This window comes from Shinella kummerowiae (assembly GCF_009827055.1).
Classification (GTDB): domain Bacteria; phylum Pseudomonadota; class Alphaproteobacteria; order Rhizobiales; family Rhizobiaceae; genus Shinella; species Shinella kummerowiae.
The window spans coordinates 195,386-216,399 of sequence record NZ_WUMK01000010.1 but is presented as its reverse complement, the minus strand read 5'-3'; the positions used below and the strand labels follow the sequence as shown (position 1 = coordinate 216,399).

Here is a 21,014-nt window from a genome sequence, read left to right as displayed (position 1 = left end):
ATATTGCAATACTTATTGCAAATCACATCGACAATGTGCAATCCGCCCATTGCCCGCCCGACTGGCTCGATGCGAGCGCCGCCTCGATGAGCTTCACACCAAGCGCACCGTCCACCACCGTCGGATATTCCAGCAGCCCTGCGGGCAGGTTCCGGCCAAGGCGGCGCGCCTCGACGGCGATCGCGAACTCCTCGTAGAGATTGCCCCAGGCGTCGCTGAGCGCCTCCGGATGTCCGCGCGGCATGTGCACGAAGCGCGCAGCATGCACGCCGATGCCGGCGCCTTCGCCACGCGTCAGCACACGGGCCGGTTCGTTGAAGCGACGGAAATGCAGGATTTCAGGCTCCTCCTGGTTCCATTCCAGGCTTGCCTTGTCGCCGAAGACGCGAATGCGCAGTCCGCAATGGGCGCCCGGCGCGACTTGCGAGATCATGATGGTGCCGGGAATGCCGTCTTCGTAGCGCACATGCATGAAGGCCGTGTCCTCCAGCGCCTTCGGCGGACCCAGCGTGTGAAACTCCGCCCGCACCGCCGTGATCGGCCGGCCGCAGACGAAGGCGCCGAGATGGTGGCAGTGGGTGCCGATATCACCGGTCGTGAAGGTGGGGCCGACGATCGACGGATCGACCCGCCATTGCGCGCCGGCACCGGCGTCCTTCAGCGGCGTCAGCGCCCATTCTTGAAAATATTCGACATGCACCTGTTGGAGCGCACCAAGCGCGCCGTCGCGGATCATCTGGCGCGCCTGCCGCACCATGGCGGAGGCGGCATAAGCGTATGTGACGCCGAAGACGAGGCCCGTTTCCTTTTGCCGGCGCACGAGATCGAGTGCATCGGCAAGCGACGTCGTCAGCGGCTTGTCGCTGATGACGTCGATGCCCTTTTCCATGAAGGCGCAGGCGATGGCATGGTGGGAGTTGTTCGGCGTGGTGATCGCCACGGCATCGATGCCATCCGGCCGTGCCGCTTCGCGCTCGGCCATCACCCGGTAATCCGTGTAGATGCGGTCGTCGGCGAGCAGCCAGGCACGCCCGGATTCCTGCGCCACCTGCGGCCGGGACGACAAAGCGCCCGCAACGAGGTCCCAGCGGTTTGAAAGCCGTGCACCCCGCGCATGCACCTTGCCGATGAAACTGCCCTGCCCGCCGCCGACGATGCCGAGCCGCAAACGACGCTCGGCCAGCGGAAGCGCCTGGCCGCCTGAAACCTCTGCCATGATCCCCTCCCTCAAAATCCACATACGCCCGAAAACAGGCTTGCAGAATTAATATTGACGGAATATCAAATGCGCAACGTTTTTTGCACCGCCATCAGGAGGAAGTTGATGATCAGGATTGCATTGCTCGGCTGCGGGCGCATCGGGAAGATGCATGCTGCCACGATTGTGCGTTCAAGCAAAGCCGAACTCGCAGCCGTCTACGATCCCGTTTCCGCAGCCGCCAAAGAGGTCGGCCGCCAGTTCGGATGTGTGGTGGCCGTGAGCGCCGAGGAGGCCATCGCGCAGGCCGCCGCCGTGCTGATCGCGACGTCCACGCCGACGCATGCAGACCTCATCGAGGCATCCGCGAAGGCCGGCAAGGCCATTTTCTGCGAGAAGCCCATCGATCTGTCGCTGGCTCGGGTCAAGGCCTGCCGCGCGGCTTTGAAGGGCTTCAACAGACCGATCCAGATCGGCTTCAACCGCCGCTACGACCCGGGCCATCGGGCTGCGCGCGATGCGGCCCGCTCCGGCGAGATCGGCGATATCCGCCAGGTGATCATCACGTCGCGCGACCCGGGTCTTGCCTCGCGCGAATACCTGAAGGCATCAGGCGGCATCTTCAAGGACATGACCATCCACGATTTCGATCTCGCCCGCTTCATGCTCGGCGAAGAGCCCGTCGAAGTCTTCGCCACCGGTAGCGCGCTGATCGACCCGACGCTGGCGGAACTGAACGATATCGACTCCGCCATGGTCGTTCTGCGCACCGAAAGCGGCAAGCTTTGCCACATCAACAACTCCCGTGCGGCGATCTACGGTCACGACCAACGCGTCGAGATCCTCGGTTCGAACGGAATGCTCATCTCCGGAAACCGCCGCGCGCATGGTCTTGAACGGTTCGGACCGACCGCGACCGGCGCCGCAGAACCCTTCCTCAACTTCTTCATCGAGCGCTATGCGGAAGCCTATGCGCTGGGTCTGGAATCCTTCATCGACTGCGTCGAAACAAACGCCACGCCGGATGCCACTTTCGAAGACGGCGAAAAATCCCTGGCGCTCGCCGAGGCCGCAAACCTCTCGCGCGTGGGCCGGCGGTTCGTCAACATCCGCGAAATCGTCGGGTGAGATCACTGCCCGCCGTTCCGTACGGAAATGGCGGGCACTCCCATTTCAGGGCTTGCGACGCTGGTTTCCCGTCACCGTCGGTATTTGCGGCGAGTCCTTCTTGTCCTCCTGGAGCAGCGCTGCGACCGCGACCGCGATGGCCTGGGTCAGGCACATGGGTGCCGCAAGCGAGCGCGAGAACGAGTATTCGTCCTCCGGGATGGTGAACAGAACGCTGGCATTCTTCGCCAGCGGAGATAGCTGGCTGTCCGTAATGGCGACCATCGGCGTGCCATTGTGTGCCGCAACGTCGGCGATCGTCACCACCTCCTTGGCATAATGGCGGAAGGCAATTGCGATCAGCACGTCCTTCTTGCCCATGACCTGCGCCATTTCGGGCGCCAGCCCGCCCGCCGGATCGAGCAGAATGACCCGCAACTGAAGCATGGAGAGCACGTAGCGGAGGAATTTCGCAATCGGCTCGGAGCGTAGCTGCCCGGCGATAAAAATCGTGTTGGCGTTCTTTATGACCTTGGCGGCCCGGGACAGGCTTTCCTCGGGCGTCGAGCTCAGCAGTTCTTGCAGCGTTGCAATATCGCGAACGACCAGGTCGTGCAGGAAGCCAAGATTGCCTTTGCGCTTGTTCTTCTCCAGATCGACGTCCAGCGCGCTGATGCGCTCGCGATAGCCGGGGGCTGCCGTCGAGAGCCGGGTCTGGAAAACGGCCTGAAGCTGCTTGAAACCGGAAAACCCGAAATTCTGGGCGAAGCGCACAAGAATGGAAGGATGCGCGCCGCACTCCTCGGCGATCGCGTTGATGGACTTCATCGCCACGACGTTCGGGTTCTGCGTGATGAAGCGCGCAACCTGCTGGAAACGGTCGCTCAGGTCCGGATAGGCTTCCGTGACGAGATTGACAAATGTTTCGTAGTTGGCTGTGCGTGGTGGCGGCTGATCGGACTGTTTTACCCGTGGCATGCAGCGCAACTCCTGAAGCGTGAAGTGCAAGAGGCCGCGGCATTCAATATGTGTCCTGCGCGCGGTCCAATCACCTACTCAGTGCAGTATTGCAAAAATCGGCAATCCGCAACGCTTGTCGCGGCGGGCCTGTCCTGCGGTCCCCATAGTGGCAGCCATAACGGGGTGCACCCCAGAAGAGCGCACCCCTTTCGCTCCTCAATAAGGGGCGTCGGGGAAGTAATATTCCGCCGCGTTGTCCTTGGTGATCAGCGGGCTGCCGAGCACGTAACGGCCGTTGATCGGGGCCTGCGTGGCGAACTTCATGGTGACGAGTTCGATCGCCGGAATGATCAGCGTCGGCGGGTAGAAGATGTCAGCATCGACCATGTCATGGCCGTCCATCACCAGCTTGATCACCTTGTTCATACCCGAGCCGCCAAGTACCGTCACGTTCTTGCGTTCCGCCTGCTTGATCGCCTCGATGGCCCCGAGTGCCGCATCGTCGTCACCGGCCCACACACCATTAATCTCGGGGAAGCGCTGGAGATAGTCCTGCATGACCTCGAAACCCTTGTCCGGGTTCCAGTTGGCATACTGCATGTCGAGAACTTCGATCTTCGTGTCCTTCAGCGCCGCGTTGAAGGCGTCGATGCGGATGTTGTCGATCGCCGTCGGAATGCCGCGCATCACGACGATCTTGCCGCCGTCGGGGAACTTCTTCTTGAAATACTCCGCCGCTGCAGTGCCGTATTGCGGATTGTCGCCGCCGACATAGAGATCTTCGATGCCCTCTTCGGCAAGACCCCGGTCGACGGTCGCGATGAACACGCCCTTGGCCTTGGCGGCCTTGACCGGTTCGGTCAGCGGGTCGGATTCGAAGGGCAGGACGACGAGCGCATTGATGTTGCGCGCCATCAGGTCCTCGATATCGTTGACCTGCTGCGTCGCACTCGACGAGGTTGCCAGCACGAAATCGATATTTGGGAAGGCTTCCTTCATCCGGTCAATCGTGCGCTTGGTGTGGTAGTTGAGGCCACCCGTCCAGCCGTGGGTCGCCGCCGGGATGGAGACGCCGATGACGGCGTCGGCAGCGAGCGCCGGTGTCGCCAAGCTGGCGATGACCACAGCACCTGCAGCGAGGATGGATTTCAATCTGTCGAACATTTCACGTGTCTCCCTGTGGAAGTGAAAAGAAGGTGTCAGCCCTGCGAACGGTCGCGCTGCAAGAGGACGGCGATGATGATGATCGCCCCCTGGAATGCGCCGTTGAGATAGGGGCTAACGAAGCCGGCGAGGTTGAGGATGTTGCTGATGAAACCGAGGATCAGCACGCCGACGATCGTGCCCCAGATACGACCAAAACCGCCGCTGAGCGCCGTGCCGCCGATGATGACGGCGGCAATCGCCTCCAGCTCCCACATCAGTCCGGTCGAAGGGGTGGCTGCGCCGAGGCGCGGCACGTAGATCACCGTGGCGATGGCGACGCAGAGGCCCTGGATGACATAGGTGAGGATGCGCACGCGGTTGACCGGGATCGCCGAATAGAAGGCGACATGACGGTTCGAGCCGATGGCCGCCACATGCCGGCCGAAGCGCATGCGCCGCAGCACCAGTTCGCCGACGATGGCGATGACGGCGAGCACGAGGATCGGCACGGCGATGCCGAGAACCTGGCCGTAATAGATCGGGCGTGCGGCATCGCGCAGCGAGAAATCGAGCGAGATGGAGCCGCCATCCGCAAGCCAGGTGATGATCGAACGGAAGATGCCCATGGCGCCGAGTGTCACGATGAAGGCTTCCACCCGCCCCTTGACGATCATGACACCGTTGAGGAGACCGGCCGCCGCACCGACGACAAGAGAGCAGACAATGCCGGCGGCGACGAGCTGCCAACCAGGCCCGAGCACCTCTGCCGCCGAATTCATGAACATGATCGTCACGCCCGCGACCAGCGCCGAGAGCGACCCGACGGAGAGGTCGAGCCCGCCCGCCGTGATGACGAACGTGGCGCCCACCGCGATGATGCCGATGATGGCGCTGCGCGTAAAAACGTTGGAGAGGTTCTCTGCGCCGAGGAAGCTGTCGCTCATCAGGGAGCCGATCAGCATCAAGAGGATAAGCGCGATGAGCGGGCCTGCGGCCTCGAAAATGCCCGCAAGGGTGCGGCTCGGCGACACTGCTGCGTCGCCGGTAGATGTCGCGGTAATGTCGGTCAATGGCTTGCCTCCTCCTGCGGGGCCCTGTCTTCCAGGCCCATGGCAAATCGAATGATGTCGGTTTCGCTGATCGCGTCGCCGGAAAGCTCGCCTGCAATGCGCCCGCGCCGCATGACCAGCACCCGGTCGGACAGGCCGACGATCTCCTGCATCTCGGATGAGATGACGACGATCGCCTTGCCCTCGGCGGCAAGCGTGGCGATGATCTCGTAGATCTGCTGCTTGGCGCCGATATCGACGCCGCGCGTCGGCTCGTCGAAGACGATGAGATCGGGCTCGACGGCAAGCGTCTTGGCAATCAGCACCTTCTGCTGGTTGCCGCCGCTGAGCGCACCGGCCGTAACGTCGAGCCGCCCGGTGCGAATATCATAACGCCCAACGGCCGCTTCGAGATCACGCCGCTCCGCCCGCCGGTCGATCCAGCTCGCGCCGTTGATCGCCCCCTTGGTGAGCGCCACGTTCTGGTCGAGCGACTTGCCGAGCAGCAGGCCCTTGCCCTTGCGGTCCTCCGTCAGGTAGGCGAGCTTCAGCCCCCAGGCCTCGCGCGCCGCCGGCAGCGACCGCGCCTCGCCACGCAGCACGAACGACCCGCAACGCGCCGGCCGTAGCCCGAACAACGCTTCGAAAAGCTCGGTGCGGCCGGAACCAACGAGGCCGGAAATGCCGAGTACTTCCCCTTCGCGGATATCGAGCGTCGCGTCTTCGACCGTGCCCGGTGAAGTCAGGCCGGCAACGCTGAGCAAGGCCTTGCGCTTTGCCGCACCGCGCCGGGGCGGATAGATTTCCGCAAGCGGCCGCCCCACCATCGCCTCGGCCATCGCGTCCTCGGAAATGTCGCGGGTGTTCTCGACGCGCACGATCTGGCCGTCACGCAGGACAGCCACGCGATCGGCGATATCCTTCACCTCATCAAGGCGATGCGAGGTGAAGATCACCGAACCGCCCGCCTGACGGAACACCCGGATACGGGTGAAAAGGTTGCCCGCCTCCGTCGCCGACAGCACGGCAGTCGGTTCGTCCATCAGGATGAGTTTCGGCTGCCGGGCGAAGGCCTTGGCAAGCTCGATCATCTGCCAGTCCGAGACGGGCAGGTCGCGCAACCGTGCTCGAACGGGAGCCGATGAGCCGAGCTCAGCTAGCAGGTCGTGCGCCCGCATCTCCATCGCCTTGCGATCGGTAAAGAGGCCGCGTGTCATTTCCCGGCCGAGAAAGACGTTTTCGGCCACCGTCAAATGGGGCGCCAGACAGAATTCCTGGTGCACCATGACGATGCCCGCACGCTCGGCGGCATGCAGATTTGCCGGCGCTGGCGCACCGTCCAGCAGCATCGTGCCCGAAGACGGCGGCGCCAGCCCCGCGGCAATGCGCATGAGGGTGGATTTACCGGCACCGTTTTCGCCAACGAGCGCCAGCACCTCGCCGGGTTTCACGACGAGATCGATGCCCTTCAGCACCGGCACGATGCCGTAGGATTTGGCAATATCGCGAAATACCAGGAGCGCCACGATCAACCTCCGACCGGAGAAAGCCGCAGAGCAATCTCGGCGCGGTTGACGACGAGCGCCGGGTCGAGCGTGCCCTTGAAGAAATCGAGGATATTTGCCGCCGCCGAGATGGCCATGCGCCGTGCGCAAGCTTCGGTCAGCCCGGCATTGTGCGGAGACAGCACCACCCGGTCGCAGGCGAGCATCGGATCATCGCCTGCCGGCGGTTCGGCATCGAGCACGTCGAGGCCGGCTGCGGCAAGCCGCCCCTCATTGAGCGCCGCCAGCAGCGCCGTTTCATCAATCAGGCCGCCGCGCGCCGTGTTGATGAGAATGGCCGAATGCTTCATCACGGCCAGCTCCGCCGCGCCGATCAGCGGCTCGGCGCCGGACTTCGGCACATGCAGCGACACGACGTCGGCGCGGGAGAGGCCATGAAGCAAGTCGTCGACGGGCGTTGCGCCGGCCGCCGCGATCTGATCCGCGGACTGGAACTTGTCGTAGGCAATCACCGTCATGCCGAGCGCCATCGCGATCTGCGCCAGCCGCCTGCCGATGCGGCCGAAGCCGACCACCAGCAGCGTGCCGCCATCGAGCTCGTCGGCATCCAGACTGTTGCGGTAATTCCAGTCGCCTTGCCGCATCTTGCGATCGAAGAGAACGGTGCGGCGCGCGGCCGAGAGCATCAGCATGGCCGCGTGCTCGGCCACGGCGCGGGAATTCACATCCCCCACGACGGCAAGCGGTATGCCGCGGTCATTCAAGGCGGCGACGTCAACCGAATCGTAACCGACGCCATGGCGCGAAACGATTTTGAGGTTCGGCGCATCGGCGACGAAGGCCGCCGACAGCGGCTGGGTGCGAATGAGAAGCGCATCGGCGGTTGCGAGGAACGGCGCATAGCTTGCCGCGGAAACCTCCTCGACATAGTCGATCGTCACGCCCGGGGCGGAATGGAGAACGGCAAGGCCGTCCGCGTGGATCTTGCCTGCCACCAGGATCCTGGGCATTCAATATCCTCCCGTGTCGATCGTGTTGACGGGAGCGACCTCCTGCACGAGATCGCGGAATTTCCGCACGCTCGCCTCGGCGGCACCCGCAAGGAGGCGCACGTCATTGGTGACCGTCACGAAATCAAAGCCCCAGCCCACCGCTTCCGCTGCATAGTCGGCGGTGCCGTTGTGCAATGCCGCCCGCTTGCCGGCTTTGTGGGCCGCATGAAGGATTGTCTTGATCGCCTCGATCATTTCCGGCTCACGGCGGTCGAAGCCGGGCGCATAGCGCTTGCCCTGGAGCCCCAGCGTCAGGTCGGCGGGTCCGATATAGACACCATCGAGGCCGGGGGTCGCGAGGATATCCTCGAGGTTCTCATAGGCCTGCGCCGTCTCGATCATGGCAAGGCAGATCATTTCGTCGTCGGCTTCCGCGGCATATCCGGCACCGGCGGAAAACAGCGCCCGGCTGGGACCGAAACTGCGCACCCCGTTGGGCGGATAGCGCACGTAGGAAACGAGCCGCTCGGCCTCGGCACGCGTGTTGATCATCGGGCAGATGACACCATAGGCGCCGGCATCGAGCGCCTTCATGATGTCGGCGGGATCGAGCCACGGCACGCGCACCAGCGGCGTCACCCCACTTGCCCGCATGGCCTGGAGCATCGGCACCGCCCCGTCGTAACCGACGATGCCGTGCTGCATGTCGATGGTGAGCGAATCGTAGCCCTGCGCGGCCATGATTTCGGCGCTGAAAGAATTGGCAATGGAGAGCCAGCCGTTGAGGACAGGTTTGCCTTCCGCCCAGCGCTGTTTGACACCGTTCTTGATCATGGCTGCCCCCTCAGACCAGAATTTGCGCGAGCTTGACGTTGGAATAGTCGAGGATACCCTCGGTGCCGCCTTCGCGGCCCATGCCACTCGCCTTGATGCCGCCAAACGGCGCCTCGGCGGCGGCAAGCGCAAAGCTGTTGACCCCGACCATGCCCGCCTCCAGCCGCGCAGCCGCCTCGCGTGCACGGCCGGCATCGCGGGTGAAGACGTAAGCCGAGAGGCCCATTTCCGAAGCGTTTGCCCGATCGAAGACCTCGTCCGCACTGGAGAACGGCGTGATGGCGGCGATCGGGCCGAAATTCTCCTCGGCGATCGCCTTGGCGTCATCCGGCAGGCCGGTGATAACGGTCGGCTCGAAGAAGAAACCGGCATTCATGTCAGCAGGGCGCCTGCCGCCCGCGAGAATCTTGCCGCCGCGGTCGCTGGCATCGGCAACGATCTCTTCGATAGCGGCGATGCGCCGCTCGTTGATCAGCGGCCCCATCTGCGTCGCCTCGTCGAGGCCATGGCCGAGCTTCAGCGCGCGGGCGCGGGCAGCAAAGCCTTCGGCAAAACGATCGTGCAGCGTTTCGTGCACGTAGAAGCGATCCGGCGTGACGCAGACCTGCCCGGCATTGGCGTATTTCGTCGGCACCACGAGATCGAGCGCCTTGTCGAGATCGGCATCGTCGAAGACGATCATCGGCGCATTGCCGCCAAGTTCCATGCTGATGCGCTTCACGGTCTCCGCGCTGTCGCGGATCATCTGCTGGCCAACGCGGGTCGACCCCGTCAGCGAAACCTTCCGTACGAGCGGTGAGGCCATGATGGGCTTGTAGGTATTGCCGGTCGGGCCGATCAGGAGGCTAGCGACACCCGCGGGAAGGCCGGCCTCACGCAGGCAATCGAACAGGACCATCGCGACACCCGGCACCTCGACCGAGGGCCGAACGATGACAGCGCAACCGGCGGCCAACGCCGGCGCGACCTTGCGGGCAATCAGTGCCGCCGGAAAATTCCACGCCGTGAAGGCCGCAACGACACCAACGGGCTCGTGCGTGACCTCCAGACGGCCGCCCGGCACACGGCTTTCGACGATGCGGCCGTAGATGCGGCGGGCTTCCTCCGCGTACCAGCGAAACTGGTCGACGGCGAGTGCCCATTCGCGGCCCGCCTGCGCCAGCGGCTTTCCCGTTTCAAGCGTGATCTGGCGCGCAGCCTCGGCAGTGCGCGCCGCCATCACGTCCGCGGCCTTGTGCAAGTGATCCGCCCGCGTCCAGGCCGGTGTTCTCTTCCACGCCTGGAAAGCCTTGTCCGCAAGACCGACCGCCCTGTTGGTGTCATCGACGCTTGCCACGGGAACGACACCCAGGACGTCGCCGTTACCGGGATCCGTGATTTCCGTCGATGCGCCAGTCGCGGGACCCGACCAGGCACCATCGATGAACAAGCCGTAGGACGCGTACATGTTTCCTCCTCGGATTGCTGAAAGTGATCCGATCAGCAATATTAATTTTCATTATCACAAATGCGCAATTTTAATTGCACGTCAAGCGTAATCGGCGCGATGGACAGCTTGTTCGGGGTAAATGGAGCGCCAGACACGGCGGCGGCGAGCGCGGCATCAATTGCCGGACAAACCCCATCCGCAATTATTATTGCGCCACCTTCGCCCGCGGTCAATCACCATTCACGTCAAGCCAGGCGCCAGCGCGCGACGATTGCTGGATCGCCTCCACCAGCGTCTGGATGCGCAGGCCGGCGCGGAAATTGAACGGCTCGGGCCTGAGGCCTGCAATCGCCTCCAGATAGCCGGCGACCTCGATCGCCTTCAAGTCATTGAAGCCGAGCTGGTGGCCCGGAGCGACGCAGAAGCGGCCATAGGGCGCATGATCGGGTCCGGCCTCGATACGCCGAAAACCCTGCCGCCCCTTTGCATCAGCCGTCGAGTAGAAATGAAGCTCGTTGAACCGCTCCTGCGAGAAGGCGAGTGCGCCCCGGGAGCCATAGACCTCGAAATCGTGCTGCATCTTGCGGCCGGTCGCGATCCAGTTGCCCTCAATGGAGCCTGTCGCGCCATTGGCAAAACGCAGGAAGGCGCGGCCGACATCGTCCGTCTCGACCGGCCGTACACCGCCCTTACCATCGGGGCGGCTCGCGATCATCGTGACGCAGTCGCCCATGACCTTGGTGATCGGCCCCATCAGGAATTCCGCCGTTGCCAGCGCGTGGCTGCCGATGTCCGCCAAGGCGCCGCCACCGGCGGGATCGTGCCGGAACGTGAACGGGCCGCATGCATCGGCCATGTAGTCTTCCGCATGAAGCCCGCGATAACCACGGATGTCGCCCAGCTCCCCGCTCGCGATCATCTCCCTCGCGAGGCTGAGCATGGGGTTGCACAGGTAGTTGAAGCCGACCTGTGTCTTGATGCCGGCCTTTTCGGCCGCATCGGCCATCTCCCGCGCATCGGCGGCGAGCGGCGCAAGCGGCTTCTCGCAATAAACATGCTTGCCGGCAGCGATGGCCGAAAGCGCCATCTCCTTGTGCAGCGCATTGGGAGCGGTGATATCGATAACATCGATGGCGGGATCGGCCACCAGGCTGCGCCAGTTGTCCGTAGCCTGCGTGAAACCGAAGGCGGCCCGCGCCGCTTCGGCTTGCGCCATGGTGACGTCGGCGATCGCGGCAAGCTCCACCTCATAGGGCAGGTCGAACACCCGTTCGGCGGCGGCGAAGCCGAAGACATGCGTCTTGCCCATGAAACCCGACCCGATGAGGCCAAGACGGCGCTTCTTCTTCATTCTCTCTGTTCCCTGCATGATGCGTCGATTGCTGCGTGCAATTATCATTGCAAAAACTCTGAAGTGTCAATATTTGTTTTCAATCGTTCGAAACCTTTGACCCGGAGCCCGACCATGAAAGCCAAACTCGGCATTGCACCCATCGCCTGGTGGAACGACGACCTGCCGGAAATCAGCAGCGACATTTCGCTGGAAGGATGCCTTGCCGAGGCCGCGCAAGCCGGCTTTACCGGCATGGAGACCGGCCGCCGGTTTCCGATGGACTCGAAAATCCTTCGCCCCATCCTCGACAAGCACGGCATCCAGGTTTGCGGCGGCTGGTTCTCCGGCCTGCTGCTCGATGGCGACATCGAAGCGGAGAAAGACCGCATCACTGAGCAGATGGCCCTGTTCAAGGCGGTCGGCGCTCCCTGCATCGTCTATGGCGAGACCGCCGGCACCATCCAGGGCAACCGCGCCGCGCCGCTTGCCACCAAGCGCAAGCTCTCCGAGGAGGAGATCAAGGCCTATGGCCGCAAAATGACCACCTTCGGCGAATGGTGCGCCGACCAGGGCATGCCGATCTCCTACCATCATCACATGGCAGCCCCCATCGAGGCCGAGGAAGAGCTCGACCTCCTGATGAACCATTCCGGCGAAGGCTTGCCGCTGCTGTTCGACGCCGGCCATATGGCCTTTGCCGGCGGCGACGTTCTGCGCGTCATCGACAAGCATCACAGCCGCATCACCCATGTGCACACCAAGGATATCCGCCTGCCGGTGATCGATGCGCTCGACCGCACACGGGAGAGTTTTCTCGATGCCGTCATCAAAGGTGCGTTCACGGTCCCCGGCGATGGCAGCCTCGACTTCGAAGCGATCGTCAAACGCCTCGCCTCTTACGGTTATGAGGGCTGGTTCGTCGTCGAGGCGGAGCAGGACCCCACCCACAATCCGCCGCTCGACATGGCGAAGATCGGCCATAAAGGAACTCCTCCGCGTGATGGCTGCCGCCGGGTATGAGGTTGTCTGCTGACCCTATCTGCCTCGAAGCCCCGCCCTCTCCTCCGTCATGGTCGGGCTTGACCCGACCATCCGTGCCGTGAGTGCAGCGTGGATCCTCGGGTCGAGCCCGAGGATGACGTTGGAGGGTGGGAAAGGCTCGCGACCCCAAAAACCAAGCCCTCAGATGCGATGCAAAACACGCCGGGTGATCTATCCGGCGTGCCTCTCAGATCGTCCCGCCAAGCGAGGATTCCAACAGCGCCAGTTCCTGCCCGCCAGCCATCATGTCCTGAAGCGCCGCCGCATCTACTGTGCCACGTTCAGCGGTGCCCAGCGTCTGGCCGCGATTCAGCACCGTAAAGCGATCACCGACGGCAAGCGCATGGCGGACGTTGTGGGTGATGAAGACGACGCCGATGCCCTGTTTGCGCACCCGGTCGATCGTGCTCAGCACGTTCGCCGTCTGGCGCACGCCAAGCGCGGAGGTCGGTTCGTCGAGGATCAGCACCTTGGCACCGAAATAGACGGCACGCGCAATGGCAACCGTCTGGCGCTCGCCGCCGGAGAGCGTGCCGACCGCCTGGTCCGGCCCGCGCAGGCTGATGCCCATCTTGCGCATTTCCTTGACGGTGATGTCGTCGGCCTTGTCCGTATCGAAAGTCTTGAACGGCCAGACGCCGCGCTCAGGCTCCCGCCCCATCCAGAAATTACGGCTGACACTCATCAGCGGAATCATCGCAAGGTCCTGGTAGACCGTAGCGATACCCGCGGTCATGGCATCGCGCGGGCTCTGGAACAGAGTCGGCGCGCCCTCCACCAGCACCTCACCGCCGCTCGGTTTGTAGACACCGGACATGATCTTGATGAAGGTCGATTTGCCGGCACCGTTGTCGCCGAGCAGGCAGTGGCATTCGCCGGCCTTGACGTCGAAGGAGACACCGGCCAGCGCGATGACGTGGCCGAAATGCTTCGTGATGTTTCTCATCTCAACGATGGCAGACATCAGCGTTCTCCCGTGATGATGCGGCGGATATAGGTGTTCATGATCACAGCCGTCAGCAGAATGACGCCGAGGAACACCCGGAAGAGCGAGCTTTCCGCATTGGCGAAGAACAGGCCCTGCTGCACCACACCAAAGATGATGGCACCCAGCGCCGCCCCGATGACCGAACCGTAGCCGCCCGTCAGCAACGCGCCGCCGATAACCACGCAGATGATCGCCTCGAACTCCTTCAGCAGGCCGCGGTCAGCCGCCGCCGAGCCGAACTCCATCACCTGGCAGGTGGCGAAGACACAGGCGCAGAAGGCGGAAAACATGAACATCAGGATTTTTACGCGATTGACCGGCACCCCGACATAGCGGGCGGCAAGCGCATCACCGCCTGCGGCAAAGATCCAGTTGCCGAACTTGGTACGCGTCAGCAGCCAATGACCGAAGACCACGAGCACGATCGCCCACACAACGAGCATCGGAATGCCGTCGATGACCGGCTGCCCGGCGCGATTACCGCGGGTGAAAGTGGCAATCCAGCCCGCCTCCCCCATCCAGGTGAAGAGCCAGCCCAAAACCTTGCCGCCGAAGATCGAGGCGAGCCAATCTGTCGCCGCCTTTTCCGCGACGCCGCCGATGATCGTCTGTCGCGTGAAGTAGATCGATCCCCATATGGTCAACCCGCGCAGGATATAGAGGAAGGCGAGTGTCACGATGAAGGACGGCAGGCCGGTGCGAATGACCAACCAGCCATTCACGCCGCCGAGCAGGACGCAGAAGACGAAGGTCGCGATGATGGCAAGCCAGAGCGGCACGCCGAGATGGACCGACAGGATGGCCATCATGACGCCGGAAAAACCGATCATCGAGCCGGTGGAAAGATCGAACTCGCCGGCAATCATCAGAAGGCAAGCGCCGACCGCGATGACCATGAACTGGGCCGAAACCACCGTCCAGTTCATCAGGCCCTCGGCAGCGAACATGCCGCTGTCACCGGCAATCACCGCAAACAGCAGGAAGACCAGGATGGTGCCACAGATGCCGCCGAGCTCGGGCCGGATCAGCGCGCGCCTGAGTGGCGAGACGGGTTTTATGCGCTCGTCCTTCAGCGCGTCCGGAATGACGTCCGTCATGAATGCATTTCCTCCCTCAGAAACATTTTTGGCGCGCACGGGTGATGAGCCGGTGCGCGCCAAAAATCGTCAGATCAGCGGTACTGGCCTGCCAGTGACTCGACGAGCGCGATATTGTCCTTCGTCACGAAGCCGGGGCCGGTGAAGATCGAGTTCGACGGCGTCACACCGTAGCGGACGTAGTTCGTCAGCACCTGGATCGGGATCGAGCCCTGCAGGAACGGCTGCTGGTCGATCGCGAAGTTGATCGTGCCGTCCTTGATGGCCGCGGAGATTTCTGCGGAGAGGTCGAACGTGCCGAAGTAGATATCGCCGTCGAGACCCATCTCCTTGACCGCGCGGATCGACGGTTCGGCCGAGTTGGGGCCAAGCGTCAGGATCGCGCCGGTATCCGGATTGGCGGTGAGATAGGCTTTCACCTTGTTCTGCACTTCCGACGGATCGATGCCGGAATCGACCATCTGGTTGCCGAGCTCCACGCCGATGCCCTCGGCAAAACCGCGGCACCGCTCAACGGAGGCGGGGTTGGTGATATAGTGGTTGACGCAGAGGAAGCTCTTGATACCCGCTTCCTTCGCGCGCTTGCCGGCACCGAGGCCTGCTTCATATTCCGGTTGGCCGACATGCATCAGCGCGCCGAGCTTCTGGCTTTCTTCCACCGTTCCGGAATTGACGGTGACAACGGGAATGCCCTTGGCGACGGCATCCTTGATCGGCCCTTCGAGCACGTTGAAGTCGGCGATGGTGACGATGATGCCATCGACGCTGGCCGCCGAGCTCTGCTGCACGAGGCGCGCCATGTCGGCGAGGTCGCCGCTCGGCGGATTGCGATATTCGGTCGTAACGCCCATCTGCTCGTTCGTGACCTTGATCGCGTTCTTGATAACGTTGAACCAGCTGTCGCTATCCGGGCCATGGCTGATCCAGACGAACTTCTCGCCATCGGCATTGGCGATACCGGCAAACGCCGTCGTGGCCAGCAGTGCGCCGAGGGCGAGCGATTGCAGAATTTTCTTCATGAACGATTTCCTCCCGAAATTGGCTTCCTGTTTCCTCCCCGCCCGAAGCCATTGCGGGTAGTTGTTAAGCGGCGCGCTTGGCGCCCTGCGCGGAAAGCGCCGCGTCGAGCTGCGCCGCATCCCAGCCTTCCACGACGGCCCGGGCAAGCAACTCCTGCTGGCTTTCCGGTGCGAGACCGCCAAGCGGCGGATCAGTGTCGAGATTGGTCGGGAACGGATAGCCGTCCGCAGTCGCGGCAATCACCGCCCGCCGCCCCTCGGGTGAAAGTGCCGCCAGATGCGGATAGACGGCGCGGGCCATGGCGGTGCGGTCGAGATTTTCCATGTGGCGCGCGAAGGCGGATGCTGTCTGAATGAGATTGACCATGCGCACGACATCCGCCGTCCGGTTCTCGCCGGCGGCGTGGAACAGCGCCGGGCTGAAGAAGATGGCATCGCCCTTTTCCAAGGGAAGCTGGACGCAATGCTCTTCGAAATAGGCCTGGAATTCCGGGCGCGTGGCGGCGACATAACCCGGCAAGTAGCGCTGCGAATGCGGCAAAAGCTTCGTCGTGCCGCTCTCGACGGGCATGTCGCAATGGGCGACGCCGCCCTGCAGGATGAGGGTCGGGCCGGTGGCGTGGATGTGGGTCGGATATTCCGCCATCTGCTCTGGCTTCATGAAGCCAAGGTGATAGTCGCGGTGCGGCGCCTGCGCCTTGCCGCCGGGGCGCACCTGGTTGACCTGCGTGGCGATCTGGTAGCCCGGACCAAGCCAGGCGCGGCAGGCAATGTCGATCACCGGATTGGCCATATAGCGGGCATAGACGGCGGGGTTGCGCAGGCACAGCTTCTGCAGGCTGTTCCAGATGCGATCATTGGCGCCGGCCTTGGCAAAATGGTCGCCTGCGGCCGTGCCGGCCGCGCGCTCGTCGGCGATGATCTGACGAAAGACGTCGCTTGCTGCGTCGATGGCGCCGGGATCGGTGAAGGCGCGCTTCACCACGAAGACACCCGGTCCCTCGCCAATGACCGAGGCCCATTCCGGACCGATTGCATCGCTGACGGACGCACCGTCATAGATCGGGATGTTCTTTTCGATGGCGATGGCCGTCGGGCACATCGCCTTCGTGGTTTCGGTTTCAACGTCGCGCCGGAATTGCGCAAGGTCGATCACCGCAGAAATGTCACTCATGAAATTCTCCTCCATATCTGTGTTGAATCCCGCGGAAGGCAGCAAGCAACGCTCTCGCAACGCCTCCGTTTGCGCGCTGCAAGTCACTGTCGGGATTGAATAATTGCATTTATCCTCTGTGAGCAACATTAATTGCACAAAATGGAATGTCAACACACTTCGCGCCCATGGCGTAGGAAGCGGAAACAACCCTAAAAAAAATCGGCGCCGGTGAGCGGCGCCGATGTGATCAGTCAGGACGAGAGGGTGGGCTATTTCCGGATCGCCCAGTTGCGCAGCGACTTGTCACCATAGGCCGCCCCGACGACGATGAGGCCGAGAATGAGGATGAACCATTGCGGTTGAACGCCCGTGACGACCAGATAGGACTGGATGGAGGACAGGACGAAGGCGCCCATCAGCGCGCCGATCAGCGAAATCCGTCCGCCGGCCAGCAGGCAGCCGCCCAGCACACAGGAAGCGATGGCCTGCAACTCCATCAACCGCCCCATGGAACCATCCGCAAAGCCGAGTTTTCCAGCCTCAAGCGCGCCTGCGAAGGCTGCGAGCATACCGCAGATGACGAATGCGGATAGTTTGATGCGCTCGACCCGCACGCCTCTGGAGTGCGCACTATCAGCCGAGCCGCCAACGGCAAGCAGGCGGTTCCCGAACGGCATCGCTTTCAGGACGACGATGAGAACGGCAAAGGTGGCGATCAACCAGAAGAGAGCGGTGTTGAAGCCGAGAAAATCGCCCCCGCCAAGAAGAGAATAGGTCCAGCCATTGCGCGCGGCATAGGGAATGGAAAAGGAAAAGCCGTCCGTCAGCGCGATCGCAATGCCACGAAAAATCATCAATGTGCCAAGCGTGATGATCAGCGAAGGGGTCTTGGTCCTGGTGATGAGCCATCCGTTCAGATAACCGATGGCTGCGCCCACGACGATGGCCACCAAAGCGGCAAACACGGGATCGACACGGGCGGCAAGCCAAAGATGGGCGAGCGCCCCCATACCGAAAGTCGACCCGACCGAAATGTCGATTTCACCGGTCCCGATCACGATGGCAACGCCGAGGCTCATCAATCCGAGCGTCGCCGTCACCTGCATGATGGTTCCGATGTTGTAAAGGTTGGCCCAGCGCCCGTCCGAGGTCGATGCGAAAATGACGATGAGGATGGCGCCGATCAGGAAGATGCCGATTTCCGTGTGGCGGCGAATGAGGGGCTTTGCTGCGGAGAGCGCCATCAGACCGCCTCCTTCTCGACGACGCGACCGCCCTGGCGGATGACGTCTTCAAGCGCTTCCGCCGACATGCTGTCGGTCGAGGCATCGGCAACCTTCTCGCCGTTCTCCATGATGACGATACGATCGGCAAGTTTGTGTACCTGAAAGATGTCGTGCGTGATGTAGATGACGAGCAGGCCCTGCTCCTTCAACTGCACCGCCAGTTCGTTGACATGTTCGCGTTCGCGCACCGACAGATGGTTCGTCGGCTCGTCCATGATGACGACGCGGTTCTTGAACTCGACGGCCCGGCCGATCTTGACCGACTGGCGCTCACCGCCGGACAGCCGTTCCACCTCGTCGTCGGCCGAGACGTTTTCGCGAAGGCCGAACTGGCGGATGACGCGGCTAGATTTCTCGCGCATCTTGGCGAAATCGAGGAACGGTATGCCGAGGATCCGTTTGACCGGCTCGCGGCCGAGATAGAAATTGCGCGCGATCGAAAGATTGTCGCACAGGCCGACGGACTGCTGGATGGTCTCGATGCCCTGGTCGATGGCGAGCTTCGGATGAAACTTCTCGACCTTCTTGCCATCGAAGAACACGTCGCCTTTTGTCGGCGCGTGAATGCCGCACAGAACGCGGATCAGCGTGGTCTTGCCGGCACCATTGTCGCCGACCAGGCCGATCAGTTCGCCGGCGTTGAAATCGACCGAGACGTTCTTCAGGGCGTGGAAGGCACCGAAATAAAGGTCGAGGTTTTTCACCTGGATCAGAGGGTTTTGTGTCATTTGAGCGTCCTCCCGCGTCAAACGCTGTGCCCGAGAAAACGGGCAAGCTTCTGATTGAAAATTACCGCGACGATAAGAACGGCGCCGACGAATGTGATGTACCAGGACGATGGTGCGCCGAGCGCGATCAGCTGGTAGCGGAAGCTGACGACGATCAAGGCGCCGAGGATGACCCCGAGAATCGACCCTCGCCCACCAGTCAACAGGCACCCGCCGATCACCGCCGCGGAGATGGCCTCGAGTTCCATGTTCTCGCCAAGCGTCACATGGGTCTGCGGCTGGTTGCACAGCGTCAGGATGCCGGCGAAGCCCGCAAGCAGCGAGCAGAGGACAAAGGCTGTCGTCTTGACGTGATCGGTGCGAACGCCGCGCGATTCAGCGCTTTCCCGACTGCCGCCGGTTGCCAACAACCGGTTTCCGAAGCGCGTGCCCCAGAGCATGATCGCCAGCAGGACGGAAACGATGCCCACCCAGTATAGGGCAGCCTCAACACCAAAAAGCTCTCCACCCAGGAGGCGGGTCAAGGCGTGGGTGCGGGCATCGGGAGAGAAGTTATGGACGGATCCACCCGTCCAGACGTAGATGATACCGCGCGCTGCGAACAGGCCGCCGAGCGTGACGATCATCGACGGAAGCTCGCCTTTGACGACAGCGGTTCCCTGGATGAAACCGGCCGCCGCCGCGATGAGCAGAGCCACGACCAGAGAGCCGGGCACGCCGAGAGATGGTTCCAGCGTTATGAAGGCCACGCCAGTCAGCCCGTAGATCGACCCTACGGACAAATCGATCTCCTTCGTCATGATCACGAGGGCCTGACCCAACGCCACCAGGGCGAGGATGGCCGTGAACTGCGTGACGTTGGACAGGGTCTGTATCGTCCACCATCCGGAAAAATCGATCACGGTGAAAACGGCCAGCATGGCGATAACGCCGATGGTCGCGCCGAAGCCCTGGCTGCGGACAAGGTACTTCATGGTTCTTGATCCTGCTCGTTGATATGCGCTGCGGATGCGCAAATGAGGGCAGCCGGCCTGTCGGAAAGGCCAGCCGCCCTCGCCCGGGAGGGTACCGGTTACCAGGTGTTCTGTTCGTCGTAAGCCTTGTCGCCGAACACACCGCGGACCTGCTCGGCCCACTGATCCGCATTATCCTTGTTGATCACGAGCGGACCCGTCAGGATGCTTTGCTGGGGGGCGTATCCGAACTTCTTGTTCCAATACAGCCACTCCATGGGGGCATAACCCTGCAGCCAGAAGCCCTGGCTGTTCGTCGCGAGAATATGCCCCGCGCGCACGCCTTCGATCGACACCGGACCTTCATCGACAGTCAGGACAGTGACGCCCTTGTCGTCGACATCCGGATCAAGCTTCATCTCGTTGGCCACCCCCCATGCCCAGGGAGAAGACCAGCCGGCGACCGTGAAGATATAGTTGGTATCCGGATTGGCCTGCAGGAACGACTGCAGCGTGTTGCGTGCCGTTGCCGGCTCCGCGCCGATGAAGAGCTCGTCGAACTTTGCGCCCGCTTTCTCCATCACCTCTCTCATACCCGCGCAACGCGCCTTGAGACCCTGGTGCGCCGAGTCATGGCTTGCGCAGACGACACGCGTGGGTTTCGGGATTTCGCCGGCCTCGACCTTCGTAAGCGCGTACTCACCGAGCTTCTTGCCCGTCAGGAGTTCGTCGCCGCCGACATAGGTGAGATAGGGAATGCGCTCGCCATCTGGGCGGCTGTCGGCGATGTTGAAAGCGACCACCGGGATGCCGGCGTCAATCGCCTTGCGCAGCGGGCCTTCAAAGGCATCGGAGCTGACGATCGGTACGGCAATGCCGTCCGGCTGGGTCGCGATTGCCTGCTCGAGCAGGCGAACGTGCTCCTGAACGGAGTAGTTGTTGGTGGAAATGTATTCGGTCTTCACGTCCGGATACTTCGCCTCGAACTCCTTCAGCGACGTCGTCAGCCAGTTCATGTTCGGATCGTTCGAGCCGATATGCGAGACCATGACGAAACGGTACTGCTTTTCGCCGTCCTGGGCATGGGCAACCCCCAGTGCTACCGACGCCAAAAGAGCCGAATACAGGATGCTTTTTCCAATTCTCATAAGGTTCCTCCTCCTTGATTGAGTAAACGGAGCTATCGATGCGAG

At 62.6% G+C, this 21,014-nt stretch carries 18 protein-coding genes and 1 pseudogene; 2 read left to right on the top strand and 17 right to left on the bottom strand.

The annotated features are described in order from the left end of the window. Positions 1 to 22 precede the first annotated feature (22 nt). Complete coding sequence (locus GR138_RS24680) at positions 23 to 1,216, bottom strand: Gfo/Idh/MocA family protein (protein WP_160861922.1); 1,194 nt, start codon at positions 1,214 to 1,216, stop codon at positions 23 to 25. A gap of 108 nt (positions 1,217 to 1,324) precedes the next feature. Between GR138_RS24680 and iolG the strand changes: the two genes are divergently transcribed. Next, the gene (gene iolG / locus GR138_RS24675) at positions 1,325 to 2,326 is read left to right on the top strand and encodes an inositol 2-dehydrogenase (protein ID WP_160861921.1); all 1,002 of its coding nucleotides are present in this window, start codon (positions 1,325 to 1,327) and stop codon (positions 2,324 to 2,326) included. A 45-nt stretch (positions 2,327 to 2,371) separates the two neighbouring features. On the opposite strand, the gene GR138_RS24670 is transcribed toward iolG, so the two are convergent. The 8 genes from GR138_RS24670 to GR138_RS24635 form a co-directional block, all read right to left on the bottom strand. Continuing rightward, positions 2,372 to 3,283: a MurR/RpiR family transcriptional regulator gene (locus tag GR138_RS24670; protein ID WP_160861920.1), complete on the bottom strand. Its 912-nt coding sequence runs from the start codon at positions 3,281 to 3,283 to the stop codon at positions 2,372 to 2,374. 198 nt (positions 3,284 to 3,481) lie between these two features. Next, a complete protein-coding gene (locus GR138_RS24665; protein WP_160861919.1) occupies positions 3,482 to 4,429 on the bottom strand; it encodes a substrate-binding domain-containing protein in 948 nt (315 codons plus the stop codon). Between the two features lie 35 nt (positions 4,430 to 4,464). Next, a complete protein-coding gene (locus GR138_RS24660; RefSeq protein ID WP_420853717.1) occupies positions 4,465 to 5,472 on the bottom strand; it encodes an ABC transporter permease in 1,008 nt (335 codons plus the stop codon). A 5-nt stretch (positions 5,473 to 5,477) separates the two neighbouring features. Next, positions 5,478 to 6,986, bottom strand: coding sequence for a sugar ABC transporter ATP-binding protein (locus GR138_RS24655; protein WP_338091158.1), 1,509 nt, complete (start codon positions 6,984 to 6,986; stop codon positions 5,478 to 5,480). A gap of 2 nt (positions 6,987 to 6,988) precedes the next feature. Further along, entirely contained in the window at positions 6,989 to 7,975 is a 987-nt protein-coding gene (locus GR138_RS24650; RefSeq protein ID WP_160861917.1) for a hydroxyacid dehydrogenase, read from the bottom strand. Continuing rightward, positions 7,976 to 8,791 (bottom strand): HpcH/HpaI aldolase family protein, encoded by an 816-nt coding sequence (locus GR138_RS24645; protein WP_160861916.1) that lies wholly within the window; start codon positions 8,789 to 8,791, stop codon positions 7,976 to 7,978. It abuts the gene before it with no gap. 10 nt (positions 8,792 to 8,801) lie between these two features. Further along, positions 8,802 to 10,238, bottom strand: a complete 1,437-nt coding sequence (locus GR138_RS24640; RefSeq protein WP_160861915.1) for an NAD-dependent succinate-semialdehyde dehydrogenase — start codon at positions 10,236 to 10,238, stop codon at positions 8,802 to 8,804. Between the two features lie 211 nt (positions 10,239 to 10,449). Further along, the gene (locus GR138_RS24635) at positions 10,450 to 11,571 is read right to left on the bottom strand and encodes a Gfo/Idh/MocA family protein (RefSeq protein WP_160861914.1); all 1,122 of its coding nucleotides are present in this window, start codon (positions 11,569 to 11,571) and stop codon (positions 10,450 to 10,452) included. 114 nt (positions 11,572 to 11,685) lie between these two features. Between GR138_RS24635 and iolE the strand changes: the two are divergent. Next, a pseudogene (gene iolE / locus GR138_RS24630) lies at positions 11,686 to 12,586 on the top strand (myo-inosose-2 dehydratase). A gap of 195 nt (positions 12,587 to 12,781) precedes the next feature. On the opposite strand, the gene GR138_RS24625 reads toward iolE, so the two are convergent. The 8 genes from GR138_RS24625 to GR138_RS24590 form a co-directional block, all read right to left on the bottom strand. Further along, positions 12,782 to 13,558, bottom strand: coding sequence for an ATP-binding cassette domain-containing protein (locus GR138_RS24625; RefSeq protein WP_160861913.1), 777 nt, complete (start codon positions 13,556 to 13,558; stop codon positions 12,782 to 12,784). Next, positions 13,558 to 14,679 carry an ABC transporter permease gene (locus tag GR138_RS24620; protein WP_202402825.1) on the bottom strand — a complete coding sequence of 374 codons (1,122 nt, stop codon included), beginning with the start codon at positions 14,677 to 14,679 and terminating at the stop codon, positions 13,558 to 13,560. The genes GR138_RS24625 and GR138_RS24620 overlap by 1 nt, the downstream gene beginning before the upstream one ends. 74 nt (positions 14,680 to 14,753) lie before the next feature. Beyond that, complete coding sequence (locus tag GR138_RS24615; RefSeq protein ID WP_160861912.1) at positions 14,754 to 15,698, bottom strand: sugar ABC transporter substrate-binding protein; 945 nt, start codon at positions 15,696 to 15,698, stop codon at positions 14,754 to 14,756. A 64-nt stretch (positions 15,699 to 15,762) separates the two neighbouring features. After that, on the bottom strand, positions 15,763 to 16,872 hold the full coding sequence (locus tag GR138_RS24610; protein ID WP_202402824.1) for a phytanoyl-CoA dioxygenase family protein: 1,110 nt from the start codon (positions 16,870 to 16,872) through the stop codon (positions 15,763 to 15,765). Between the two features lie 251 nt (positions 16,873 to 17,123). Continuing rightward, positions 17,124 to 18,098, bottom strand: a complete 975-nt coding sequence (locus tag GR138_RS24605; protein ID WP_160861910.1) for an ABC transporter permease — start codon at positions 18,096 to 18,098, stop codon at positions 17,124 to 17,126. Further along, positions 18,098 to 18,868 carry an ATP-binding cassette domain-containing protein gene (locus GR138_RS24600; protein WP_160861909.1) on the bottom strand — a complete coding sequence of 257 codons (771 nt, stop codon included), beginning with the start codon at positions 18,866 to 18,868 and terminating at the stop codon, positions 18,098 to 18,100. Before GR138_RS24600 ends, GR138_RS24605 begins: the two co-directional genes overlap by 1 nt. Before the next feature lie 17 nt (positions 18,869 to 18,885). Beyond that, positions 18,886 to 19,842 (bottom strand): ABC transporter permease, encoded by a 957-nt coding sequence (locus tag GR138_RS24595; protein ID WP_160861908.1) that lies wholly within the window; start codon positions 19,840 to 19,842, stop codon positions 18,886 to 18,888. Between the two features lie 98 nt (positions 19,843 to 19,940). Beyond that, positions 19,941 to 20,969: a sugar ABC transporter substrate-binding protein gene (locus tag GR138_RS24590; protein WP_160861907.1), complete on the bottom strand. Its 1,029-nt coding sequence runs from the start codon at positions 20,967 to 20,969 to the stop codon at positions 19,941 to 19,943. Between the last annotated feature and the right edge of the window lie 45 nt (positions 20,970 to 21,014).

Excerpts from the sequence above, each read along its gene's own strand:
- GR138_RS24680 (WP_160861922.1), bottom strand. The coding sequence starts at position 1,216 with ATGGCAGAGGTTTCAGGCGGCCAGGCGCTTCCGCTGGCCGAGCGTCGT.
- iolG (WP_160861921.1), top strand. The coding sequence starts at position 1,325 with ATGATCAGGATTGCATTGCTCGGCTGCGGGCGCATCGGGAAGATGCAT.
- GR138_RS24670 (WP_160861920.1), bottom strand. The coding sequence starts at position 3,283 with ATGCCACGGGTAAAACAGTCCGATCAGCCGCCACCACGCACAGCCAAC.
- GR138_RS24665 (WP_160861919.1), bottom strand. The coding sequence starts at position 4,429 with ATGTTCGACAGATTGAAATCCATCCTCGCTGCAGGTGCTGTGGTCATC.
- GR138_RS24650 (WP_160861917.1), bottom strand. The coding sequence starts at position 7,975 with ATGCCCAGGATCCTGGTGGCAGGCAAGATCCACGCGGACGGCCTTGCC.
- GR138_RS24645 (WP_160861916.1), bottom strand. The coding sequence starts at position 8,791 with ATGATCAAGAACGGTGTCAAACAGCGCTGGGCGGAAGGCAAACCTGTC.
- GR138_RS24640 (WP_160861915.1), bottom strand. The coding sequence starts at position 10,238 with ATGTACGCGTCCTACGGCTTGTTCATCGATGGTGCCTGGTCGGGTCCC.
- GR138_RS24635 (WP_160861914.1), bottom strand. The coding sequence starts at position 11,571 with ATGAAGAAGAAGCGCCGTCTTGGCCTCATCGGGTCGGGTTTCATGGGC.
- GR138_RS24625 (WP_160861913.1), bottom strand. The coding sequence starts at position 13,558 with ATGTCTGCCATCGTTGAGATGAGAAACATCACGAAGCATTTCGGCCAC.
- GR138_RS24620 (WP_202402825.1), bottom strand. The coding sequence starts at position 14,679 with ATGACGGACGTCATTCCGGACGCGCTGAAGGACGAGCGCATAAAACCC.
- GR138_RS24615 (WP_160861912.1), bottom strand. The coding sequence starts at position 15,698 with ATGAAGAAAATTCTGCAATCGCTCGCCCTCGGCGCACTGCTGGCCACG.
- GR138_RS24610 (WP_202402824.1), bottom strand. The coding sequence starts at position 16,872 with ATGAGTGACATTTCTGCGGTGATCGACCTTGCGCAATTCCGGCGCGAC.
- GR138_RS24605 (WP_160861910.1), bottom strand. The coding sequence starts at position 18,098 with ATGGCGCTCTCCGCAGCAAAGCCCCTCATTCGCCGCCACACGGAAATC.
- GR138_RS24600 (WP_160861909.1), bottom strand. The coding sequence starts at position 18,868 with ATGACACAAAACCCTCTGATCCAGGTGAAAAACCTCGACCTTTATTTC.
- GR138_RS24595 (WP_160861908.1), bottom strand. The coding sequence starts at position 19,842 with ATGAAGTACCTTGTCCGCAGCCAGGGCTTCGGCGCGACCATCGGCGTT.
- GR138_RS24590 (WP_160861907.1), bottom strand. The coding sequence starts at position 20,969 with ATGAGAATTGGAAAAAGCATCCTGTATTCGGCTCTTTTGGCGTCGGTA.